Source organism: Chryseobacterium cucumeris (assembly GCF_016775705.1).
Lineage (GTDB): Bacteria > Bacteroidota > Bacteroidia > Flavobacteriales > Weeksellaceae > Chryseobacterium > Chryseobacterium cupriresistens.
The window spans coordinates 514,038-535,684 of record NZ_CP068760.1; the positions used below are offsets into that span (position 1 = coordinate 514,038).

At 36.6% G+C, this 21,647-nt stretch carries 17 protein-coding genes; 4 read left to right on the forward strand and 13 right to left on the reverse strand.

Features of this window, described 5'->3' with window-relative positions; genetic code table 11:
- Nucleotides 1-135: 135 nt before the first annotated feature.
- The 11 genes from JNG87_RS02375 to lpxB all read right to left on the reverse strand — a co-directional run bounded on the left by JNG87_RS02375 (nt 136) and on the right by lpxB (nt 15,734).
- A complete protein-coding gene (locus JNG87_RS02375) occupies nt 136-3,168 on the reverse strand; it encodes a reprolysin-like metallopeptidase (RefSeq protein WP_202841496.1) in 3,033 nt (1,010 codons plus the stop codon).
- A gap of 277 nt (nt 3,169-3,445) precedes the next feature.
- A complete protein-coding gene (locus JNG87_RS02380) occupies nt 3,446-4,111 on the reverse strand; it encodes a DUF6048 family protein (RefSeq protein ID WP_202841497.1) in 666 nt (221 codons plus the stop codon).
- The gene (locus JNG87_RS02385; protein WP_202841498.1) at nt 4,077-4,553 is read right to left on the reverse strand and encodes a hypothetical protein; all 477 of its coding nucleotides are present in this window, start codon (nt 4,551-4,553) and stop codon (nt 4,077-4,079) included. Before JNG87_RS02385 ends, JNG87_RS02380 begins: the two co-directional genes overlap by 35 nt.
- Before the next feature lie 30 nt (nt 4,554-4,583).
- Nucleotides 4,584-5,996 (reverse strand): 23S rRNA (uracil(1939)-C(5))-methyltransferase RlmD, encoded by a 1,413-nt coding sequence (gene rlmD / locus JNG87_RS02390; protein WP_202841499.1) that lies wholly within the window; start codon nt 5,994-5,996, stop codon nt 4,584-4,586.
- 108 nt (nt 5,997-6,104) lie between these two features.
- Nucleotides 6,105-7,646, reverse strand: coding sequence for a TlpA family protein disulfide reductase (locus tag JNG87_RS02395; RefSeq protein WP_202841500.1), 1,542 nt, complete (start codon nt 7,644-7,646; stop codon nt 6,105-6,107).
- Nucleotides 7,647-7,955: 309 nt separating this feature from the next.
- The gene (locus JNG87_RS02400; RefSeq protein WP_062675785.1) at nt 7,956-8,723 is read right to left on the reverse strand and encodes a succinate dehydrogenase/fumarate reductase iron-sulfur subunit; all 768 of its coding nucleotides are present in this window, start codon (nt 8,721-8,723) and stop codon (nt 7,956-7,958) included.
- A gap of 24 nt (nt 8,724-8,747) precedes the next feature.
- Nucleotides 8,748-10,760, reverse strand: coding sequence for a fumarate reductase/succinate dehydrogenase flavoprotein subunit (locus JNG87_RS02405; RefSeq protein ID WP_202841501.1), 2,013 nt, complete (start codon nt 10,758-10,760; stop codon nt 8,748-8,750).
- A 15-nt stretch (nt 10,761-10,775) separates the two neighbouring features.
- Nucleotides 10,776-11,438: a succinate dehydrogenase cytochrome b subunit gene (locus JNG87_RS02410; protein ID WP_062675783.1), complete on the reverse strand. Its 663-nt coding sequence runs from the start codon at nt 11,436-11,438 to the stop codon at nt 10,776-10,778.
- Nucleotides 11,439-11,583: 145 nt separating this feature from the next.
- On the reverse strand, nt 11,584-13,356 hold the full coding sequence (locus JNG87_RS02415) for a ComEC/Rec2 family competence protein (RefSeq protein WP_202841503.1): 1,773 nt from the start codon (nt 13,354-13,356) through the stop codon (nt 11,584-11,586).
- A gap of 141 nt (nt 13,357-13,497) precedes the next feature.
- Nucleotides 13,498-14,589, reverse strand: coding sequence for a glycoside hydrolase family 99 protein (locus tag JNG87_RS02420; protein ID WP_202841505.1), 1,092 nt, complete (start codon nt 14,587-14,589; stop codon nt 13,498-13,500).
- Between the two features lie 41 nt (nt 14,590-14,630).
- A complete protein-coding gene (lpxB, locus tag JNG87_RS02425; protein WP_202841507.1) occupies nt 14,631-15,734 on the reverse strand; it encodes a lipid-A-disaccharide synthase in 1,104 nt (367 codons plus the stop codon).
- A 78-nt stretch (nt 15,735-15,812) separates the two neighbouring features.
- Here lpxB and JNG87_RS02430 point away from each other — a divergent pair, with 78 nt between their 5' ends.
- Nucleotides 15,813-16,322: a DUF2480 family protein gene (locus tag JNG87_RS02430; RefSeq protein ID WP_202841509.1), complete on the forward strand. Its 510-nt coding sequence runs from the start codon at nt 15,813-15,815 to the stop codon at nt 16,320-16,322.
- Nucleotides 16,323-16,431: 109 nt separating this feature from the next.
- Nucleotides 16,432-17,091 carry a DUF937 domain-containing protein gene (locus JNG87_RS02435; protein WP_202841511.1) on the forward strand — a complete coding sequence of 220 codons (660 nt, stop codon included), beginning with the start codon at nt 16,432-16,434 and terminating at the stop codon, nt 17,089-17,091.
- Between the two features lie 57 nt (nt 17,092-17,148).
- Here JNG87_RS02435 and JNG87_RS02440 read toward each other — a convergent pair whose 3' ends face one another.
- Together JNG87_RS02440 and JNG87_RS02445 are read right to left on the reverse strand one after the other, a co-directional pair.
- Nucleotides 17,149-17,268, reverse strand: coding sequence for a 30S ribosomal protein THX (locus tag JNG87_RS02440; RefSeq protein ID WP_065119703.1), 120 nt, complete (start codon nt 17,266-17,268; stop codon nt 17,149-17,151).
- A gap of 120 nt (nt 17,269-17,388) precedes the next feature.
- Nucleotides 17,389-18,783, reverse strand: coding sequence for an MATE family efflux transporter (locus JNG87_RS02445; RefSeq protein ID WP_202841513.1), 1,395 nt, complete (start codon nt 18,781-18,783; stop codon nt 17,389-17,391).
- Nucleotides 18,784-18,895: 112 nt separating this feature from the next.
- On the opposite strand from JNG87_RS02445, the gene JNG87_RS02450 reads away from it, so the two are divergent.
- Nucleotides 18,896-19,258 carry a hypothetical protein gene (locus JNG87_RS02450; RefSeq protein ID WP_202841515.1) on the forward strand — a complete coding sequence of 121 codons (363 nt, stop codon included), beginning with the start codon at nt 18,896-18,898 and terminating at the stop codon, nt 19,256-19,258.
- A 136-nt stretch (nt 19,259-19,394) separates the two neighbouring features.
- Nucleotides 19,395-21,149: an aspartate--tRNA ligase gene (aspS, locus tag JNG87_RS02455; protein ID WP_202841517.1), complete on the forward strand. Its 1,755-nt coding sequence runs from the start codon at nt 19,395-19,397 to the stop codon at nt 21,147-21,149.
- The last annotated feature ends 498 nt before the right edge of the window (nt 21,150-21,647 follow it).

Genomic DNA, 21,647 nt, shown 5'->3' on the forward strand with positions numbered 1-21,647 from the left:
CTAATCATTTTTTATTATTAATTTATAAGTACATTTATGTTTTTTTTATAAAAAAATAACAAATTAACTACTTATGATCTAAATAAAGAAATCCCCGGGAAGTTCCGGGGATTTACTAATATTTAAAGGTTATCTTTATTTCTTGATAAATTTAGATTTGAACTGTTCAATTCCTTTATCATCAATAGTAATTATATAACCACCTTTCACTAAAGCTGAAACATTTACTTTTCCATTATTGATATTTCCTCTGTCTACTAATTGTCCGGCAGCACTATAAATTTTATAAGTTGCTTTATCTGAAACTTTAGTAATATTTAAAACATCAGTTGCAGGATTTGGATAAATCTGAATACCATTATTTTTAACATCGTTTTCAGAAGTAGAAAGGTTACCTGTGATCACTACATTATAATCCTCAACCTCACCATCGAAAAGTTCTCCACAAACATAATCTGAAGGTAATGATAAACCAATGTTACCTCCTCCAGTTCCAGCACCTACATAGAATGCTACAACTCTCATTCTTAATGGCTGTCCTTCTACTGCATTCGCTGGAATTGTAACGTTTCCGCTTACTACAGTTGATGGCTGCGTTAATGTTACAGGATAATTCAATACTCTTTCTGAATCACTGAAAACACCATCTTTGTTAAAGTCTATAAATGCAGCTACCGTATCATAATCAGCACTACCGGAGTTCCCTACAGTAACAGACATAGGGTAAACATTCCCTTTTGTTAAGTTAATTTGAAGTGCTGTATTTGTTGTATAGTTTGTATATGTACTATTTACAGAAGTGTTATTTACATTCGCAAGTGTCACATTGGCAATATACTCATAGTCTGAACTTGTTGAAGCAGCTGCGCAGTAAGCAAGTGCAGGTGTACTGAAGTTTACGGATGTAGAATATGTTCCTACTGTAGTACCACAAACTAAAGCTACCTGAACTTCATACGTTGTACCATCAATTAAGTTACTTAAGTTGATTGAAGGAACTGCTGTATCAGCTTCAGTCCATACAGTTGTACCTACTTTTCTGTAACGTACTTTATAAGTTGCGCCTGTATAAGACATCCAGGATACACTTCCTGAAGACACTGTAATGTTACTTACAACAACGTTAGTTGGAGCAGCACTGCTACAAGCAGATAGAGGTGCAATACTTACAGGTCCTACCGCATAGAAAACATTTCCTATTGAAGAAACTCTTACTTTAATTGTCTGACCGTTCAATGAAGAAGGGAAAGTGAAGTTTTCGGATCCGTCATTAGGTGTTGATGCTGATAATACCGTCCAGGTTGTTCCGTTATCTGTAGTGTAATCAATTTTTACATTAGCAACATTATAAGGAGCTGCATTGGTATTGGCAACAATCCATTGAACTGGCGTTGGAGTATTCACATCAGCATATTGGTTAGCTAATCTGAAAGGACCATTATCTCCTACAACAATAGTCTGAATTTTAAAAGCAGATTGCTGTTGGGCTACATTGGAATTATTATCTCTTACCGTTAATGCAAAATTTGTAGTTCTTGCCTTAGTAGATACGGCTTCCCATGTATTGTTCGCGTTATTTAAAACTCCGCTCATTACAGAAGTAAATTTCGGGAAGTATCTTGTCGGGCTTGCGTTTGGAGCAGCAGATCTGAATGAAGCTCCTGATGTTGTATTTCCTAAATTATACTTATCAATAGAAACTGAAGCATCATCTACCTCTTCCCAGGAATAAGTCATTGGATCATTTTCAGGATCTGTAGCAGAACCTGTTAAAGCAAAAGCAGTACCTTTAGGTATAGTATATGTTGGAAGATCGGCAATTACCGGTGGATTGTTGGTAATTGTAGTTTCTACATCACAAGTTTTTGCAATTAAATTAGCCTGTACCTGACCGATACTTGCTTTATGGAAATAAGGATCAGAGTTTTGCTGAACATCTGTATCAGGGCCGGTAATACCTGCATATCCCATGATGGTAGTTCCTGAACCTGGTTCCATATTTACTCCGCTTCCTTCAAGATTATGAGAGAAAGTATGGTTAGCTCCTAACTGGTGCCCCATTTCGTGTGCAACATAATCGATATCAAAGGCGTCACCAGACGGGATTCCATTCGCCGGAGAAGTAAATCCTGAACCTTTTCCTTTAGGAACTGCAGTTGTAGGATTGATACATACACACCCGATACATCCGGCGTTTCCTCCACCTCCTGATTTACCGAACAAGTGTCCGATATCATAGTTTTCGTTTCCAACATTGGCTGTCAAAGCTGCTTGCAGCTGTGTGTTCCAAGCCCCTTGTGATCCCGTTGCAGCTGCTGCATATGGATCGTTATTAGGATCAATATAAATTACATTTGGGAAATTCTGTAAATTCAAATGCAGAGCAAAATCTTTTTCAAAAACTCCGTTTACTCTGGTCAGAGTATTGTTGATAGCAACTAATGCAGGAGCTCTTTTCTCGGCATCTGTAGCAGTGGCAGGCACGTTTGCAAGTGTCATAAAGTATTGTGTATACTCACCTGTAACAGACATTGCCAGTCTCATTGTTCTGTATTTCTTATCAGAACTTTTGTTAAAAGTTGTTGGCTGATTAGAAAAAGACTGCCCATTTTTCAATAAAGCATCTATTTCCTTCTTAGCAGCAGGAGATTCTTCTGTAGAACACAGGAAACCGTTCTTATCCTTTTTTGTTTTAGGATGAACAGCATAAATCGTTTTGTCTGCTGATGCCGGATCGATAAATTCATATTTATCTCCATGGATAATCATTGACTGAAAATCGTTAGGAGCGATACTGAATCTTAAGTATTTGGTAGGGTCATCGACACTTGTTCCAACATAAGATCCTAATTCATACTTGTCTGCCAGTTCTTTTACAACTACCGGAAAACTGTATACATTAAACCTTTCAATCTTCCCGCTCATAGTAGGAAGAGAAATTACTACAGGAGTGGAATTAGCTCCCATTTCCTGTGCATTCTTCAGCTGAGATCTCAGTAAGTTCAGGTCCAGTTTATAGTACCCGTTACCTCTTACATTAGATTGATCTACTCTAAATCCTGTACTTCTTTTGTTGTCGTCTCCTTTTTTAAGAGAAGTAGGTGTCCATTGCCCGAACACTGCCCCTCCTATGCAAGTTAACATTAAAGCAGTAAATACTCTTTTCATAAATTAAAACACAATTATAATTTCCGCCAAATATAGCTATTTTATAAATCAAACAAATGAAATAACTTAATATTTTTTAATATTATACATCTAAAAAACATATTCATTAAAAAAAACACAAATCAAAGAATATGATTAATTTTATATTCTATATATTGTACAATTCAAGAATTATCATTTATAAAAATTATAAGTAACATTCATTAAAAAAAACACAAACTTTAGGACAATCTAAAGTTTGTGTTTTTTATATTTTAAATGGTAAGAGCAGTTATTTCTAGAACTTATAAGCAATATTCCATGCAAACCCCATATTAAACTTTGAGGAACTTCTTCCAAAGCCGGGAACGATCATTGGAGAAATATCATCCTGTTTGGAAGTGTAAACCATATATCTTGGCTGAAGATTTACATCTATATAAAAATTGGAACTAAACAATTGCACTCTGCCCCCCAATGTACCTTCAAGCCAGAAAGAAGACTGAGAGGATGAAGGAAATGCTTCAGAGGAACTGCTTCCCCCAAATCCGCGAACGGGAATTGCCATATATTCCTGGTTATAGAATGATCCTGCTGCTTTTCCACCAGCATAAAATCCGTTGAATTCATTCTCTGCATCTTTTGCCAGCATATAGAAAGCCCCCAACTTAACGAAGGGACCGCTTGCTTTTGCATCATAACCATTCTTCTGATACACATTCTTTTCAAAACCTGCTTCCGCAATAGCATGCAGATTTCCTTTTATCTTTGACGAAATAAATCCCTGATACAGTTTTCTGTCTGAAAAGAATCCGGCTCCGGTGTTCAGTACATCAAGGCCAACCATAAAATTGGGTTCATATTTCTCATGAACTTTCTTTTCTGCTTCCTTTTTTTTCTCTTGTGCCCAGCTTATTATTCCCAATAAACTAAAAAGAAAGGTAAAGATTAGTCTTGTCTTCATTCTCTATTTGATTTTGCCCGGCTTCCAGTTTCAGAACAGGATTCGGAGTTACTAATTCTGAACTTAAATTCTCATAAGATTTTTTGATTCCGCACCCCGGAGATACATAGGTAGACTTTGTACTATAGCTAATTCTTACATGAGACTCCGGGCCTTTGAATCTGGTTTTGAAATAAACATCCGTATAGGGTGAGTTGTCTACACGTAAAGGAATTAACCTGGAATCAATGTTGGCAAGTTTTCCCAAATCCACCTTTCCTCCGCCATAGTCTACTGATACATACAATGTATCTATGGTTGTATCCTTTCCTTCCGCCAATGTTCTGAAACCTACCTTCATTCTCGGGGTTCCTTCTCCGCTTTCACAGATATCATCATCTCCGCCACAGGAAAAAAACATTCCAAAAAAGCAGATTGCTATGAGAAATTTAAAGTACTTCATATTAAGATTTGAAATTCAAATTTAAATAATTTATTTTTTAACAAGCAATGCAATGTTCTCAACATGGTGCGTTTGCGGGAACATATCTACCGGTAAGATCTTTACTAAAGTATAATGATCTTTCATCAGTGCAAGATCTCTAGCCTGTGTTGCTGAGTTACAGCTTACATAAACTACTTTTTCAGGTGAAAGTTTTAAAATCTGCTCTACAACCTTCTGATGCATTCCATCTCTTGGAGGATCCGTGATTAGCACATCTGCTTTAGGGTGGCTGGCCATAAATTCATCATTGAAAATATCTTTCATATCTCCACAATAGAACGTTGTGTTTGTCAATCCGTTCAACGCGGCGTGTTCTATTGCTGCGTCTATGGCTTCCTGTACAGATTCTATTCCGATCACCTGTTTTGCCTTTCTTGCTACATACTGGGCGATTGTTCCTGTTCCTGTATAAAGGTCATACACTACTTCATCTCCTTTAAGATCTGCAAACTCCAATGTTTTTCTGTATAGCTCCAGCGCTTGTTTGTAGTTGGTCTGAAAGAATGATTTCGGGCCGATCTTAAACTGCAATCCGTCCATTTCTTCCATAAGGTAACCTTCCCCGAAATATACATTGATATTTAAATCATAAATAGAGTCATTCTGCTTAGGATTAATAGCATACACCAATGTTTTAATCTGCGGGAATTTGCCTAATAAGAATTCAAAAAGCTTTTCTCTGTTTTCTTTTTCTTCTCTGTAAAGCTGGAAAAGAACCATCCACTCTCCTTTGGAGTTCTGTCTCATCATTAAGGTTCTTAAAAAACCTTCCTGATTTCTCACATCAAAAAAGTCAAGGCCAGTATTAACGCCATATTCTTTTACAGCCAGTCTAATAGCATTGGAAGGATCTTCCTGAAGGAAACACTCTTTCAAATCAAGAATCTTGCTCCACATTCCCGGAATATGAAAACCTAAGGCATCTTTGCTTCCGAAATTTTCTTCGGAGCTGATTTCATATTGAGTAAGCCATCTCGCATTAGAGAAGGAAAACTCCATTTTATTTCTGTAAAAATATTGTTCTTCAGATCCTAGAATCGGAACCGTTTCAAAGTCATCAATTCCTCCGATCCTTTTGATATTATTATAGACTTCTTCCTGTTTAAAATCAAGCTGTTTTTCATAGCTCATATTCTGCCACTTGCATCCTCCGCAAGTACCAAAATGAATACATTTAGGCTCAACTCTGTACGGTGATTTTTCAAGAACTTCAATGGCTTCGCCTTCATAGTATTTAGACTTTGCTTTTTTCACTCTCACATTCACAATATCACCTGGAATGGCGCCTGTTACCATTACCGTTTTACCTTCCTCTGTTTTTCCTATTGCCACGCCTTTTGCTCCGGCTGTCAACAATTTTATATTTTCAAGAGTTAGATCTCTTTTTTTCTTCCTACTCATTCTAAAATTTTCTATTTTCCTAATTGAAACTTTAACGTTCCGGTTTGCAAAAATACAATAAAAAAAACCTTATCCGAAGATAAGGTTTCTATACAGTGTTAAAGTTTATTATTTTGTTGGAGCCGGCTGTGGATTTGCTGGCTGTGGGGCTTGCTGCACTGCAGATGGATCAAGCTGCAGTTGTGGCTGCATTTGCGCATTCGGATCTACTTTCGGAGCAGAAAGACCTGTCAGTTTATCAAGAATTGTCACCAATTCCTGCTCACCAAGGTTCACGAAAGATCTGCTGGCAATTTTACCGTCTTTATCGATGATTACAAAGCAAGGTAATTTGAATCCGTATACGCCATATTTCTTAGCGATATCTGAGTTCAATCCTCCTTCTCCGTAAACATTTACTCCCTGAATTCCTTTTAATAAAGAATTACTTGTTTTAATAAACTGGTCTTTTGTATCATCAACGTTTACAAATACAAAATTCATTTTAGACTTATAGAAGTTTACGACTTCTTTTAATACAGGTACGGTAGCTTCGCTGATGTAAGGGTTCCATGAAGCATAGAAGAACAGCATATAAGGTTTCCCTTTGTTTTCAGAAAGCTTGTAAGCTTTTCCGTCTTGTTTTGCTAAAGCTGCTTCGGGAGCTGCCTCTCCGATTTTAAGTCCTGTAATCGCTACCTGCATTTTTAAAAGGTCGCTTTTAATAGTAGCATCTTTAATATCTGAATCGATGATCTTCTTAATCTTGTCGATATTGGCAGCCGGAGTTGTTGGATGAATATCAGCCTGAGCCATTACAAATGCAAGAAGATAATCTTTTGTTGTTTGAGATAAATCTTTTTTAGTTTTTAAATACTGGGCAAACATCTCAGAAGTTGTAATACCTGTTTTTCCTTTGCTGTTTGCTTCAGCATATTTCTGGAAATCAGGAGTCATTTTTACCAGCAGATACTGTCTGTAAAGAGGAATAGTTTTCACCATCGCTTCTTTGTCTGTTTCTAACTGGGTTTCATAATCTTTAAAAGCTTTAGATGATTTGTAAGAAGGGTTTCCGGACATAGGACCGTGAGACATTTCATAGTTGGCAAGCAAATTAAGAATGGTTACTTTCACATCATTTTTTTTCCACTCTAGTAATCCTTTGCTTGGATTATTTTTCTTAGCAAGGTCATCCACGTTTTTATTAATATCCGCTTCAATTTTATGCATTCCTTTCAAAAATGCAGCTTCATCTCCTGCCATCAAAGCGCCTAAGTTAACTTTATTACCATACTCAGCTAAAAACTTCTGAGAAGCTGTAAGGAAATCATTATTCTTTTTAGCATCTCCGGTAATCACATATTCATTTGGGAAGGTAGCTCCGTTTCCTGAGATATTCACTTTTTGTCCTCCTTCAAGATAAATCAGGCTTTGTCTGCCTGCATAGTTGATTACGTACATCCCATCCTTAGGAGCATCAAAACTTCCTGAAAAGTTTCCGTCTTTATCGAGACCTATATTAATTAAAGGCAGGGTTCCTACTCCTGAAGCTTCTACAAATTCAATTCTTTCCAATGGTGAGCTTCCGGTAATTTTTCCTTTTACTTCTACTTTTTTTGAACAAGACATCACAAAGAATGTGATGATAAACAATAAAAGATATTTTTTCATTTCAATTTTTAATATTACACAAAAATACGCTTTTTAGGGCTTGCTAATTCACACTAATTATTTTTTTTAAAAATTTTATTATTACCGTTCAAAAGGGGTATTCCAATTATTGAATGACACCTTTTTGATGGTAAAAAGCATTTGAAAGCTTTTTCATAAAAACGATTCAACTACCTTTCAAATATATAGTTAATAAATAAAGAATGACGAAGATCCGGCCATAAGTTAACAAACTTTAACAGAGTCTTCTTTTTCATAAAAAAATCGCCTCCAAAAATGAAGGCGATTTTCTATGTATTTGAATCAATTCTATCCTTGATCTACAAGAGCAGCCATGTATTCTCTGTTCATTCTTGCAATGTTTTCAAGAGAAATTCCTTTAGGACATTCTACTTCACACGCACCTGTGTTTGAACAGTTACCAAATCCTTCTTCATCCATAGCTTTTACCATGTTCAGAACTCTTCTCTTAGCTTCTACTCTACCTTGTGGAAGTAATGCATACTGAGAAACTTTTGCTCCAACGAATAACATTGCAGATCCGTTTTTACATGTCGCTACACAAGCTCCACATCCGATACAAGCTGCAGCATCCATTGCTTTGTCTGCATCTTCTTTCGGAACAGGAATAGCGTTAGCATCCAATGTATTACCGGAAGTGTTCACAGAAATGAAACCTCCTGCTGCCATTACTCTGTCGAATGCGCTTCTGTCTACCATCAAGTCTTTGATAACAGGGAAAGCAGCACTTCTCCAAGGTTCAATAACGATAGTCTCTCCATCTTTGAACATTCTCATGTGAAGCTGACAAGTTGTGATACCTGTATCAGGTCCGTGAGCTCTACCATTGATGTAAAGAGAACACATACCGCAGATTCCCTCACGACAGTCGTGGTCGAAAGCGATTGGTTCTTTTCCTTCGTTAATTAAATTTTCGTTCAGGATATCTAACATCTCTAAAAATGAAGAGTCTGTAGATACATCTGATATTTTATAGGTCTCAAACTGACCTTTAGTTTTACTATTTTTTTGTCTCCAAATTTTCAGCGTAAGATGTAAGCCTTTTTTTGCACTCATAATGTTATATTTATAGGTTGGAGATTATTTATAACTTCTAGTTTTAACCTCGATGTTCTCGTAGATCAGTTCTTCTTTATGCAACACTTCCGCGTTGATATCGTCTCCCTGATATTCCCAAGCTCCGACGTATTTGTAGTTTACGTCGTCTCTTTCCGCTTCTCCGTCAGGAGTTGAATGATCTTCACGGAAATGTCCACCACAAGATTCGTTTCTGTGTAGTGCATCGATAGCCATTAATTGTCCAAGCTCAAGGAAGTCCGCCACTCTGAATGCTTTTTCAAGCTCAGTGTTCATTCCTTCTCCTTCTCCCGGAACTTTTACATTTTTCCAGAAGTTATTTCTTACTTCTTCAATTTCCTTGATCGCTTCTCTTAACCCTTCAGGAGTTCTTCCCATTCCTACTTTATTCCACATAATGTTTCCTAACTGCTTGTGGAAATAGTCTACAGAATGAGTTCCTTTATTGTTTAAGAAGAAATTAATTTTCTCTTTAATTCCTTTTTCAGCCTCGTCAAATGCTGCTGAATTGGTAGGAATAGTTCCTGTTCTGATATCTGCAGAAAGGTAATCTGCAATCGTGTAAGGAAGTACAAAATATCCATCAGCAAGACCCTGCATCAAAGCAGAAGCACCCAGTCTGTTTGCCCCGTGATCTGAGAAGTTAGCCTCACCGATTACGAAACATCCAGGGATCGTAGACTGAAGATTATAATCAACCCATACACCACCCATTGTATAGTGAACCGCAGGATAGATCTTCATTGGAGTTTTGTAAGGATCATCAGCTGTAATTTTTTCGTACATTACGAATAAGTTACCATACTTCTCCTCAACCCACTTTTTACCAAGATCATAGATCTGCTGATCTGTAGGATTATGAATATGTTTTTCGATAGCGGCTTCTTTACCTTTTTTCATGATCTCTGTAGAGAAATCAAGGTAAACACCTTCTTTAGTATCATTATTTTCAATTCCGTATCCAGCATCACATCTTTCCTTAGCAGCTCTGGAAGCTACGTCTCTAGGTACAAGGTTACCGAATGCAGGATATCTTCTTTCCAGATAATAATCTCTATCTTCTTCTTTAATATTTTCAGGTCTTAATTTACCTTCTCTGATCGCTACTGAATCTTCAATTTTCTTAGGAACCCAGATTCTTCCTGAGTTTCTTAATGATTCAGACATCAAAGTCAGTTTAGACTGCTGTGTTCCGTGAACTGGGATACAAGTAGGGTGAATCTGTACGTAGCATGGGTTTGCGAAGTAAGCTCCTTTCTTGTGAATTTTCCATGCTGCAGAAACGTTCGATCCCATTGCATTGGTAGAAAGGAAATATACGTTTCCGTATCCTCCTGAAGCAATTACTACTGCGTGAGCAGAGTGTCTTTCAATTTCTCCTGTTACAAGGTTTCTTGCAATAATTCCTCTTGCTTTTCCGTCAACAATAACAAGATCCAACATCTCATGACGGTTGTACATCTTAATTCTTCCTTTACCGATCTGACGGCTCATTGCAGAATAAGCACCTAATAATAACTGCTGTCCGGTTTGTCCTTTTGCGTAGAAAGTTCTTTTTACCTGAACCCCACCAAATGAACGGTTATCCAGCTGACCACCGTAATCTCTTCCGAAAGGAACCCCCTGGGAAACACACTGGTCAATAATATTTGCAGAAACTTCAGCTAATCTGTAAACGTTAGCTTCTCTTGCTCTATAGTCACCACCTTTGATGGTATCGTAGAATAATCTGTAAGTAGAGTCACCATCTCCCTGGTAATTCTTAGCTGCGTTGATCCCTCCCTGAGCTGCAATCGAGTGAGCTCTTCTTGGAGAATCCTGGTAGCAGAACGCTTTTACGTTATATCCTTGCTCAGCTAATGTAGCTGCTGCAGAACCTCCTGCCAAACCTGTACCTACAACAATAATATCAATCTTATCTCTGTTGTTTGGTGCAACAAGGTTCATATGGTCTTTATGATTTTTCCACTTGTCTTTAAGAGGACCCGCTGGAATTCTTGAATCTAATTTACTCATATTAGTATATTGATATTATTGAGTTATAAAATGGAAAACTGCTACGATGATGAATCCTGCAGGAATAAGGATTGAATACCATTTCCCGAAAGCTTTGATCACCGGCGTATATTTTGGATGTCTGGCACCGATAGACTGGAATGAAGACTGGAATCCGTGAGCTAAGTGTAATCCTAACAAAACAAAAGAGATTACATATAAAGCCACTCTCCAAAGATCAGCAAACTTTTCATGAAGCTCAGGCCAGAAACGTTCTGCATCAGGAGTCAATCCTTCTACATACTTGTAATTCATTTCGTGTAGCCAGAAATCATATAAGTGAAGCGCCAAGAAAGCTAAAATAACAGCTCCTGAAATAATCATATTTCTGGACATCCATGAAGAATTCACTGATGCGTTGTTTGCTGCATACTTTACCGGACGCGCTTTATTATTCTTGATCTCCAATACAAATCCCATTACAAAATGGAAAATTACTGCAAAACCAAGAATAGGCTGCATTAAGAACTGCACAAAAGGATTATAGCCCATAAAGTCGGATGCTGTATTGAATGCATCTTTGTTTAGAACTGATAACAAATTGGTTGTCAAATGCAGTATAAGAAAAATCAGCAAAAACAGAGCTGATAATGCCATAGCGTATTTTCTACCTATCGTAGAACTCGTTAAACCTGCCATATAAGTTTAAATTTGAATTTCCACAAAATTAAGAAAGTTTAACAATATCGAAAAGTGAGAAATCTCACAAATAGACAGTTTGTAATCTTTCTAAATAAGATTTTCACCCGTTATAAATACAGGAAAATGGCTAAATTCAGAACCGTCATTTCAGATCATAAGTCTTATCTCTGAAAACTACTTTTTGAATGGAGGGTGACAAGGTTTTTATCTCAAAATGGTCTACTCTTCTGGATGCACAATATGGGTTGATTATATACTGCAAAACCTCCGTCTTATTTTTCATATCCGAAATCCAGAAACATACTCTGCTACCATTTTTTACTGAAAAAACGATGCTTTTATTAAAATGATAAACCAATATCTCTTCTTTCTGATGTTCAAAAGCCGTGATTCCGCTTCTTATAATCAGAAAGAGTAAAACTGCGGTCACCAAACTCATTCTATTTTTCACATTGAATTTCAGAATAGCCGGCCTTAACCAATATACAAACACCGATGCAGATATCACTTCTATTCCACTCATTGGAATATTTTCAAAGAAAAGAAAATCAACCTCAGCAAACCAATGGATCATCTTCAGCAGAACCTGAATAACTTCATCATACACTCTGTTTATAAGATCAAAATCAATTCCCAAAGAAATAAGACCGGTCATTACAAATGAAAAGACAATGATAATTTCAGAAAAAGGAACAATGACTACATTGGCAATAATTGATATGAATGAAAACTGGTGAAAATAACAGAGCACCAGAGGAAGTGTTGCCAACTGTGCTGATAAAGAAAGTGTAATGGTGTTATACAAAAGTTTTTTAATATCATTATCCTGTTTTGGAAAGCATTTCAGCAATGGCTGATTCAACCAGTAAATTCCCAAAACAGCCAGAAAGCTAAGCTGAAAACCCACATCAAAAAGCTGCTGGGTATCTCCAATCAGAATAAAAAAAGCAGACAAGGCCAGTGAATGAAGAAGATCCGGCTTTCGTTGAAGCAAAACGAAAATAAAATAAACACTCAACATGATGCATGACCGCAATACTGAATTACCCAATCCGATAAAAGCGGCAAACAAGCAGATGAAAATCAAACTGAGAATGACCGCGTATTTTCTGAGTTTTAAGGTTGTAAAACGAGTCAGTAAAAAATAAAAAATCCCAAAAACAACCACAATATGAGTCCCGGAAATGGCCAGAAAATGAACCAATCCTGACCTATTAAAATCTCTGACAGTGCCTGCATCAATTTCTGTTCTATCCGCCAGAATAATACCTTTTAGAAATTCTTTAGTTTTTTCTGAAATTGCTGTTTTATCTATTTTTCTAAGAACCTCAAACCTGTATTGTTTAAGCCGGTCTGCCCATGTTAAATCATTCCGTTCCGCAGAAAAAATTCCTTCTGAAATATAAATCTGGTAATGAATATGTTTCCTTTTGAGGTATTGGGCATAATCGAACTGAAAATCATATGTTGGCGCCTGAGGTTGCGTAATATAAGCCTCAGCTTTGTAGTAGTGAATAAAATCAAGTTCTTTCCTGTCTTTTGGAACATAAAAAATTGAATTGAAAGATGTACTCCCCTTCCGGGTTATTCCTTCATATTTTCTATACTTTTCAGAAGAATTTAATTTCTGAGAGATCTTAAATGTAACTGTTTCATGTTTCTTTATCAGAAGCTTATCGTCTGACAAAGAGGTATTATAAAAATGGAGGATAATGCCTGCTCCAAACAATAGGAGCATCAGTAAAACAGTTTTGGCTTTATGCAGAAAATAAGAATGAAAGCAGATTAAAACAAGCAGAACCAAACAAGTTCCAACAACCCCATCAATAAAATATTCTGCCAATGCTATTTTATCCTGAAAAAGAATTCCAAGAATAAAACATACTGCCAGAATAAGAAGAGGCTGCTTGTTCAATTTCCATTAATTATCCTTTTAAAATAAGTGATTAAAGGAGAATTTATAAACTCTTAAAGAACTAAATAAGCGCTCTGTCTTCATTAAAAATGTCAACAGAACGCTTTATTTTTTGTTTTAAAAATTAAGTTTGAAAGTATATTATTTCTTTTTCAGAAATTTATACGTCAAACGCTTCGTTTCTTTTATATAAAATAAAGGATCTTTACCGTAATCTTCATATTTGAAATCACCTGCTTTTTTAGGAACAGCAGGCTCTATTTGTGTCCCTTCATGCCATTCATTGAATGAGGTAATTCCGATAAAATCCGGTTTTACCCTGATGGCTGCATCAAACATCTTCTCATAATATTTTCCCTTGTCTCTGCTTTTGAAATTAGCTTCATTCCATGGGCGGATTCTTGTATCGGAATAACCAGGACCTACACAAGGAATAAAAATCAAATGATGATCTTTAGCAAATTTGGCCATAAAATCCCAGTTGTCTGTTGTACTTCCATACACAAACCCTTCACTGGCAAAATAAGTGTAGAAACCGTCAAAACCGGATTTATTAAAGAATTTAGCATCATCTTTCTCCACCCAAAGCCCGATATAAAGAGCATCTAAATCTGTGTTTCTAACTGTTTCCTCACCATTTTTGGATAATATTTTCATCCATTCTTCTTTGGGAATTTTATAACTGTCGTAGACATAAAACAAAGGCTTCCCCTCTTTTTTATAGAAAGCATGATGATGAGAGTAGGTTTTTACCAGATAAGAAAGTTGTTCTTTTAATTCTGATGTATTTTTATAGAACGGCTCAATATGAAAGGCAATTTTTAAATCAAAGTGATCTGCAATATCCAGATATTTGATAAGACTTTTATCTGTGAACGAATCTTTTCCCAGCCAGCTTACCACAACCACTCCCACTCCGGAGTCCTTAATCATTTTCATATGCTGTTCAATGATTTTTGTATCATTCGAGCTATAATTTCCAAGTGCCGGGTAAAAATTAGCACCAATATCATCTCCTCCTGTGTGATGGCCCATATTATTCCACTTCGGGTTGCTCCAGTGGGGAAGGATTTCATGGTTCCAGTGCTGATAACTTCCGTCCGTTGCAGGATTTCCGTACCAGCCGTAATAAAATATCTGGACTTTATCTCTTTCATCATTCTGCTGAGCAAAACTGTTTGAGAAAAATAATGTAAACGTTAATAATAGAAGAAAATGGTTAAAATAATTCATAGTTACAATGTAGATTAAATTCTCAAAAGATTTGATAAAGACTATACTTTCAATATCACCTCAGCAGCATGCTCACTTGCGCCTTTTCCACCGAGCTTTTCTCTCAGAAGGTTATAGTCATTCAGAACCTGTTCTCTTTTCTCTCCAGCTATGATTTTATTCAGTTCTTCTACCAGATTTTTAGTATTCAGATCATTCTGAATCAATTCTTTTACGACTTCTCTGTCCATAATCAGATTAACCAGAGAAATATAATTGATATTTTTCACCAATCTTTTAGCAATAGCATAGGAAATTTTACTTCCACGATAACAGACTACTTCAGGGATATTCAGCAAAGCTGTTTCCAGTGTTGCAGTTCCGGAAGTCACAAGAGCCGCCTTCGAGCATCTTAGCAGATCATAAGTTTTATTGGAAACAAAATGAACATTATCATCTACATATTTCTGATAAAATTCTTTTGGTAAACTTGGCGCTCCGGCAATGACAAACTGGTAATTTTTAAAATATGATCTTACGGAAAGCATGATTTCAAGCATTTTTTCCACCTCCTGTTCTCTGGAACCGGGCAGCAATGCTATGATTTCTTTTTCGTTCAATCCATGCTCCGACTTGAATTTTTCAATACTGATTTCCTGCAGATCCGAAATAGCATCCAGCAAAGGATGACCTACAAAATGAGAGTGAACGCCGTGTTTTCTGTAAAAATCTTCTTCAAAAGGAAGAATCACCATCATTTCATCCACATACTTTTTGATAATTTCTACGCGGCCTTCTTTCCATGCCCAAAGCTGTGGAGAAATATAATAAACAACTTTAATTCCCAACTCTTTGGCAAATCTTGCAATTCTCAGATTGAATCCCGGATAATCTACCAGAATCAGGATATCAGGTCTGTTTTTCTGAATATCCTCTTTACAGAATTTAATATTATTCAGAATAGTACGGAGGTTCATCACAACTTCCAGAAATCCCATAAAAGCAAGGTCACGGTAATGTTTTACCAGAGTTCCTCCCTGAGCTTTCATCAGGTCGCCACCCCAAAATCTGAATTCCGCTTGGGGATCCTTGTGTTTTAAGGCTTTCATCAGGTTGCTTCCATGCAAATCACCGGAAGCTTCTCCTGCAATAATATAATACTTCATTTCTATAGTAAGGATAGAGAACAAATTAAGACAGATATGATCTTAATTCGTAAATTTGTTCAAAGATAATGATAAAAAATGTCAGAAGAATTTGAAATCCGGAATAAAGTTGCAGAAAGCGGCCTTATCAATTTTGACCTTACCACTTTACTGCCAAAAGGGGAAAGAAAAGGTATTGATCTTAAAGATTTCCTTTTTCAGGAAATGATCCTTAAAGAAAAGGATTTCCGTGAAAAGGTAGATGCAATCGATACGGAACAATATAAAGATACTTATATATACATCTACAATTCTGTAGATACCATTATTCCTCTTTGGGCTTATTTTGTCTTAACTGCAAAACTTACAGATGTAGCTAAGAAAATAGTGTTTGGAAGCCGTGAAGACCTGGAAGTTATTTTAATGCATAATGCCATCCAGACTCATGATTTTGAGGAAATGAGAGGAAAGAGAGTCCTTGTAAAAGGATGTTCAGATAAAGAAATTCCCGAAAATGCTTATATTGAATTGGTAGAACAATTAAAGCCAATGGTAAAATCCCTGATGTTCGGAGAAGCATGTTCTAATGTTCCTATTATCAAAAATTAAAGGCTGCTGAAGCCTTCCTTAAACTTTAACAATATTTGTGAGAGCAGGTTATTTTCTGAGGCATATTTTTTGATAACTTTGGTTTACTTAATACTTAATAAACACAAAAATGAGTTTAATTGACCTTCTTACAGGGAACACCGGCAATCAGGTTGCTGAACAGGCTGAGAACAAATTCGGAATCAGCAAAAATCAGGTAATTGCCCTATTAGCCGTTGCTGCACCTCTTATCATTTCTTATCTTAGAAATAAATCTCAGGATGCTAAAGAAGCGGAAGCTTTAAATAATGCTTTAGATAAAGACCATAACGGCAGTATTTTAAATGATGCTTCACAAATTGAGGCAAGACAGGCTGAAGGAGGATCGATTCTTGATCATATCTTTGGCGGGCAAAAAAGTACTGTTGAAAACCAGTTATCACAAAATACAGGAATTTCAATAGACAAAATTGGTCCTATTCTTGCGATGCTGGCACCTGTAGTTATGGGCTATATCGGACAGCAGAAACAACAGAGTAACGTAGGAGCAGGCGGCCTGGGAGATCTTTTAGGAGGAATTCTTGGAAATGCTTCCAATCAGGCTCAAGCCCAGCAGTCTAATCCTTTGAATGACATTCTAGGAAGTGTTTTGGGAGGTGGCGGACAATCTCAATCATCAGGAAATCCTCTGAACGATATACTGGGAAATGTATTGGGTGGTGGAGGAAACCAACAACAAGGCGGCGGCGGACTAGGCAGCATCCTTGGCAATATTTTAGGAGGTAAATAATTAATTTAATTTTCATAAAAAAGACCGGAGATATGATCTTCGGTCTTTTTATTTTGATTACTTTTTAGATTTTTCTTCAGAAGCTGCAAAAGATTTTGAGGCTTTTTTAGGTCTTCTTTTACCATAACTTCCGGAATTAATTTTTCCTCTTCTTGATTTTTTGTCTCCTTTTCCCATAGTATTATGTATTTGTTGTACCACGAATTTAGAAAATACAATACTAAAATCCAATTAGTGAAGCTGTTAAAGTTTTATAAATTAGGGAGGAAAGCTGGAGAATTCCATCACCCACGCTTTCTACACTTTTATTGTCTTCCATTTTCCTTTTTTAAATAAGATAAAGGCAACAATGGTAATCAATGTTTCTGCGGCTGGAATTGATATAAAAACTCCTTTGGGTCCCAAGTCAAGATATTTTGATAAAAAATAGGCCAGCGGAATCTGAAACAGCCAGAAACCAAAAAGATTAACCCAGGTAGGTGTCCATGTATCACCAGCTCCATTAAAGGCATTGATCATCACCATCCCGATTCCATAGAAAATAAATCCTATACTCATAATCTGAAGTGCATTTTTAGCAAAATCTTTAATGGCAGTTTCCTGAGTAAAAAAGCCTACTAAAAAATTCCCCATAAAAAGAAAGATCAGACTTACAATCAGCATAAAGATGACATTATATTTCACGGTTTTCATCACCGACTGTTCCGCTCTCAACATTTCATTCGCTCCCATATTCTGCCCTACCAATGTAGACGCAGCATTACTCAATCCCCAGGCTGGAAGCATAAAGAACATCATCAGTCTTAAAGCTGTCTGATAGCCTGCCGATGCATTCTCTCCTCCTGTAGTTGCTACCAGTTCTGCAAGGAAAATCCAGCTGCAAGAAGCAATGACAAACTGAAAAATACCGGGAGTTGCAATTTTTATAATAGATTTGATTAATCCGTAATTCGGTTTAAAATAAGAAATCAGAATACGGATCTGAGTATCCGCAACCAAAAGATGGTACAGCTGATAAATTACACCAATACTACGTCCGATTGTTGTTGCCAAAGCAGCTCCCGTAAGCCCCAAAGCAGGTACAGGCCCCAATCCCTTTATCAGAATCGGACAGAGAATAATATTGGCAATATTGGCTATCCATAAGCTTTTCATCGCAATCATCGCGTTTCCGGCTCCTCTGAAAATACCATTAATTAAAAATAAAAGCATAATGATTGTACTGCTTCCCATCATAATTCTGGTGAAATTTTTTCCATAAGCGGCAGCTTCTGGTTTTGAACCCATCAGGATCAGGATTTCTTCTGCGTAGAGGACTCCCAGTAAGCTTAAAATAAAAGTAACCGTAAAAGAAACCAGCAACACCTGCGCAGCACTTCTGGAAGCCTGTTCCGGGTTTTTCTCACCAATTCGTCTTGCTACCAATGCTGTTGCCGCCATACTCATCCCAATCGCAATAGAATACATTATCGAAAGTACAGATTCGGTAAGCCCTACAGTTTGAATAGCAAAACCGCTTTCTTTCAGATGGCCGACAAAATAAAGATCCACAAGAGCAAATACGGATTCCATTGCCATTTCCAGCATCATGGGAATGGCTAAAAGCAGCACAGCACTTCTGATATTCACTTTCGTAAAATCGGTCTCTTCACCACTGAATGCTTTTTTCAAAAATTCAATATATTTTGTCATTTCGCAATTAATATTTTGTGTAATCCCAAAAATACAAATCCAATTATTAGAAAAACTTAGCAATTGGTAATAAAATTTAATTTAGATTTGTATATTCTTAAAAATTATTCTTATGAAAAAAATAATCTCTACTACCTTTCTATTTGGAATGTTACTGTCTGGCAGTATGTTATCTGCCCAGAAGATGACTCAGGAAAAGATGAAAGCCATTTATTCTGATGATATATCAACATTTAAAAAACAGTTTGCTCCGGGAGATTACAACAAATGTTTCCTTGTTGGAAATATACTTTATTCACCTCTTGGTTTCAGTGTAATGTCCGACAGAAAAAACATTATCAACTTCCTTTTGGACAGCAAGGCTAATGTCAATAAAAAATGTCAGAACAAAACGCCTCTTGAAGTAGCTGATGAGACTAAAGGCAGCGAAGAAGTGAAAAGAATTCTTATTGCAAAAGGCGGTAATAGAGATTAAAAAACTAAAAACAATAGATGAAACTTCCGAAAGGAAGTTTTTTTTATTTATAAAACCTGCAAAAATCTTATCTTTGCCAACGAAAAATTCAAGGTCCGGAACTGGACCTTAAACATTGAACTTTAAACAAATAATTATGTTTCGATCACACACCAACGGAGAGCTATCTCTGAAAAATCTGAATGAAGAAGTTACACTATCAGGATGGGTACAGACTATCCGTGATAAAGGATTTATGATTTGGGTAGATCTTCGGGATCGTTACGGAATTACCCAGCTGGTTTTTGACCAGGAGCGTTCTTCTGCACAATTGATGGAAGAAGCTAAAAAACTGGGCCGTGAATTTGTGATTCAGGCTACCGGAAGAGTTATTGAAAGAGTAAGCAAAAACCCTAATATTCCAACAGGGGAAATCGAAATTCTGGTAGAGAAACTGACAATTCTGAACGATTCTCAGCTTCCTCCCTTCACCATTGAGGATGAAACGGATGGTGGTGAGGAGTTAAGAATGAAATACCGTTACCTGGATATCAGAAGAAATCCGGTAAAAGATAAACTGATCTTCCGCCACAAAATGGCACAGAAAGTAAGAAATTATTTATCTGACGAAGGTTTCATTGAAGTGGAAACACCTGTTTTGATCAAGTCTACTCCAGAGGGAGCAAGAGATTTTGTTGTACCAAGCAGAATGAATCCGGGGCAGTTTTATGCATTGCCACAGTCTCCACAAACTTTCAAACAGCTTTTGATGGTAGGTGGAATGGATAAATACTTCCAGATTGTAAAATGTTTCCGTGATGAGGATTTAAGAGCAGACAGACAGCCGGAGTTTACACAGATCGACTGCGAAATGGCTTTCGTAGAGCAGGAAGATGTCATGAACGTATTTGAAGGGATGACTAAAACTCTTTTAAAAGATATTACAGGTCAGGAATTCGGAGATTTCCCAAGAATGACTTTCGCAGATGCGATGAGAAAATATGGAAATGACAAACCGGATATCCGTTTCGGAATGGAGTTCGTAGAATTGAATGAACTGGTAAAAGGAAAAGACTTTAAGATATTTGATGATGCTGAATTAGTAGTCGGAATCAATGTAGAGGGGTGTGCAGACTATACAAGAAAGCAGATTGATGAACTTGTTGATTGGGTAAAACGTCCGCAGATTGGTGCTTCAGGAATGGTTTGGGCAAAATTCCAGAATGACGGAGTAAAAACCTCATCGGTAAACAAATTCTACAACGAAGAAGATTTAACAAAGATCATCGAAAAATTCGGAGCAAAAGAAGGTGACTTGATGTTGATTCTTTCCGGAAACGAAAATAAAGTAAGAGCTCAGCTTTCTGCATTAAGAATGGAACTTGGAAACCGTTTGGGATTAAGAAAAGGAAATGAGTTTGCTCCACTTTGGGTAGTAGACTTTCCGCTATTGGAATGGGATGAAGATACCGAAAGATACCATGCAATGCACCACCCGTTCACCTCTCCGAAGCCAGAGGATATCCACTTACTGGAAACTGATCCTGGTAAAGCAAGAGCTAACGCTTATGATATGGTTCTGAACGGAAACGAAATCGGTGGAGGATCTATCAGAATTTTTGACAGAGATCTTCAGTCTAAAATGTTTGATTTATTAGGATTTACCAGAGAAGAAGCAGAAGCTCAGTTCGGATTCCTGATGAATGCCTTCAAATACGGAGCACCGCCACACGGAGGTTTAGCATTCGGATTTGACCGTCTGGTAGCTATTCTTGACGGAAATGAAGTGATCAGAGATTACATCGCTTTCCCTAAGAACAATTCAGGACGAGATGTAATGATTGACGCGCCGGCTTCTATTGCTGATGCACAGCTCGACGAACTGGAATTACAATTGAACTTAAAAGCATAATGTAAAGCGGGGTATTTGCCCCGCTTTTTTTATATTCTCCTACAACCTTAAGTTCACCTTGAACTTCCTGATATTTTATCCTGACAATACTATTTTGAAAAACAAATCTTAATCAAGTAATATTATTTAGAATCAAAAAACATTACAAATTTTACTATAATTTATCGATTTACTAAAAAAACAAACTTTACACTAGCAAAATATGCATTTTTACACATTATATCAAACATTCATGAAATAACTTGATTTACAATTTAATAGTAAAAATTAAATTAAAACAATTGAATCAACGAAATAAATACATTTTTCAAATAAAAAAAGAACAAATCAATCATTATATTATGTTATATGTAAATATAATTTTTATTAATATATTTACGTTACACAGCTGAATTATAATGAAGACTTAATCAAAACTTAGGAATTGATGTATTTTTATAATCTCATGCGTATGATAATAATATAGCTGTTCATATTTTAAACCTTGATCACCAAACC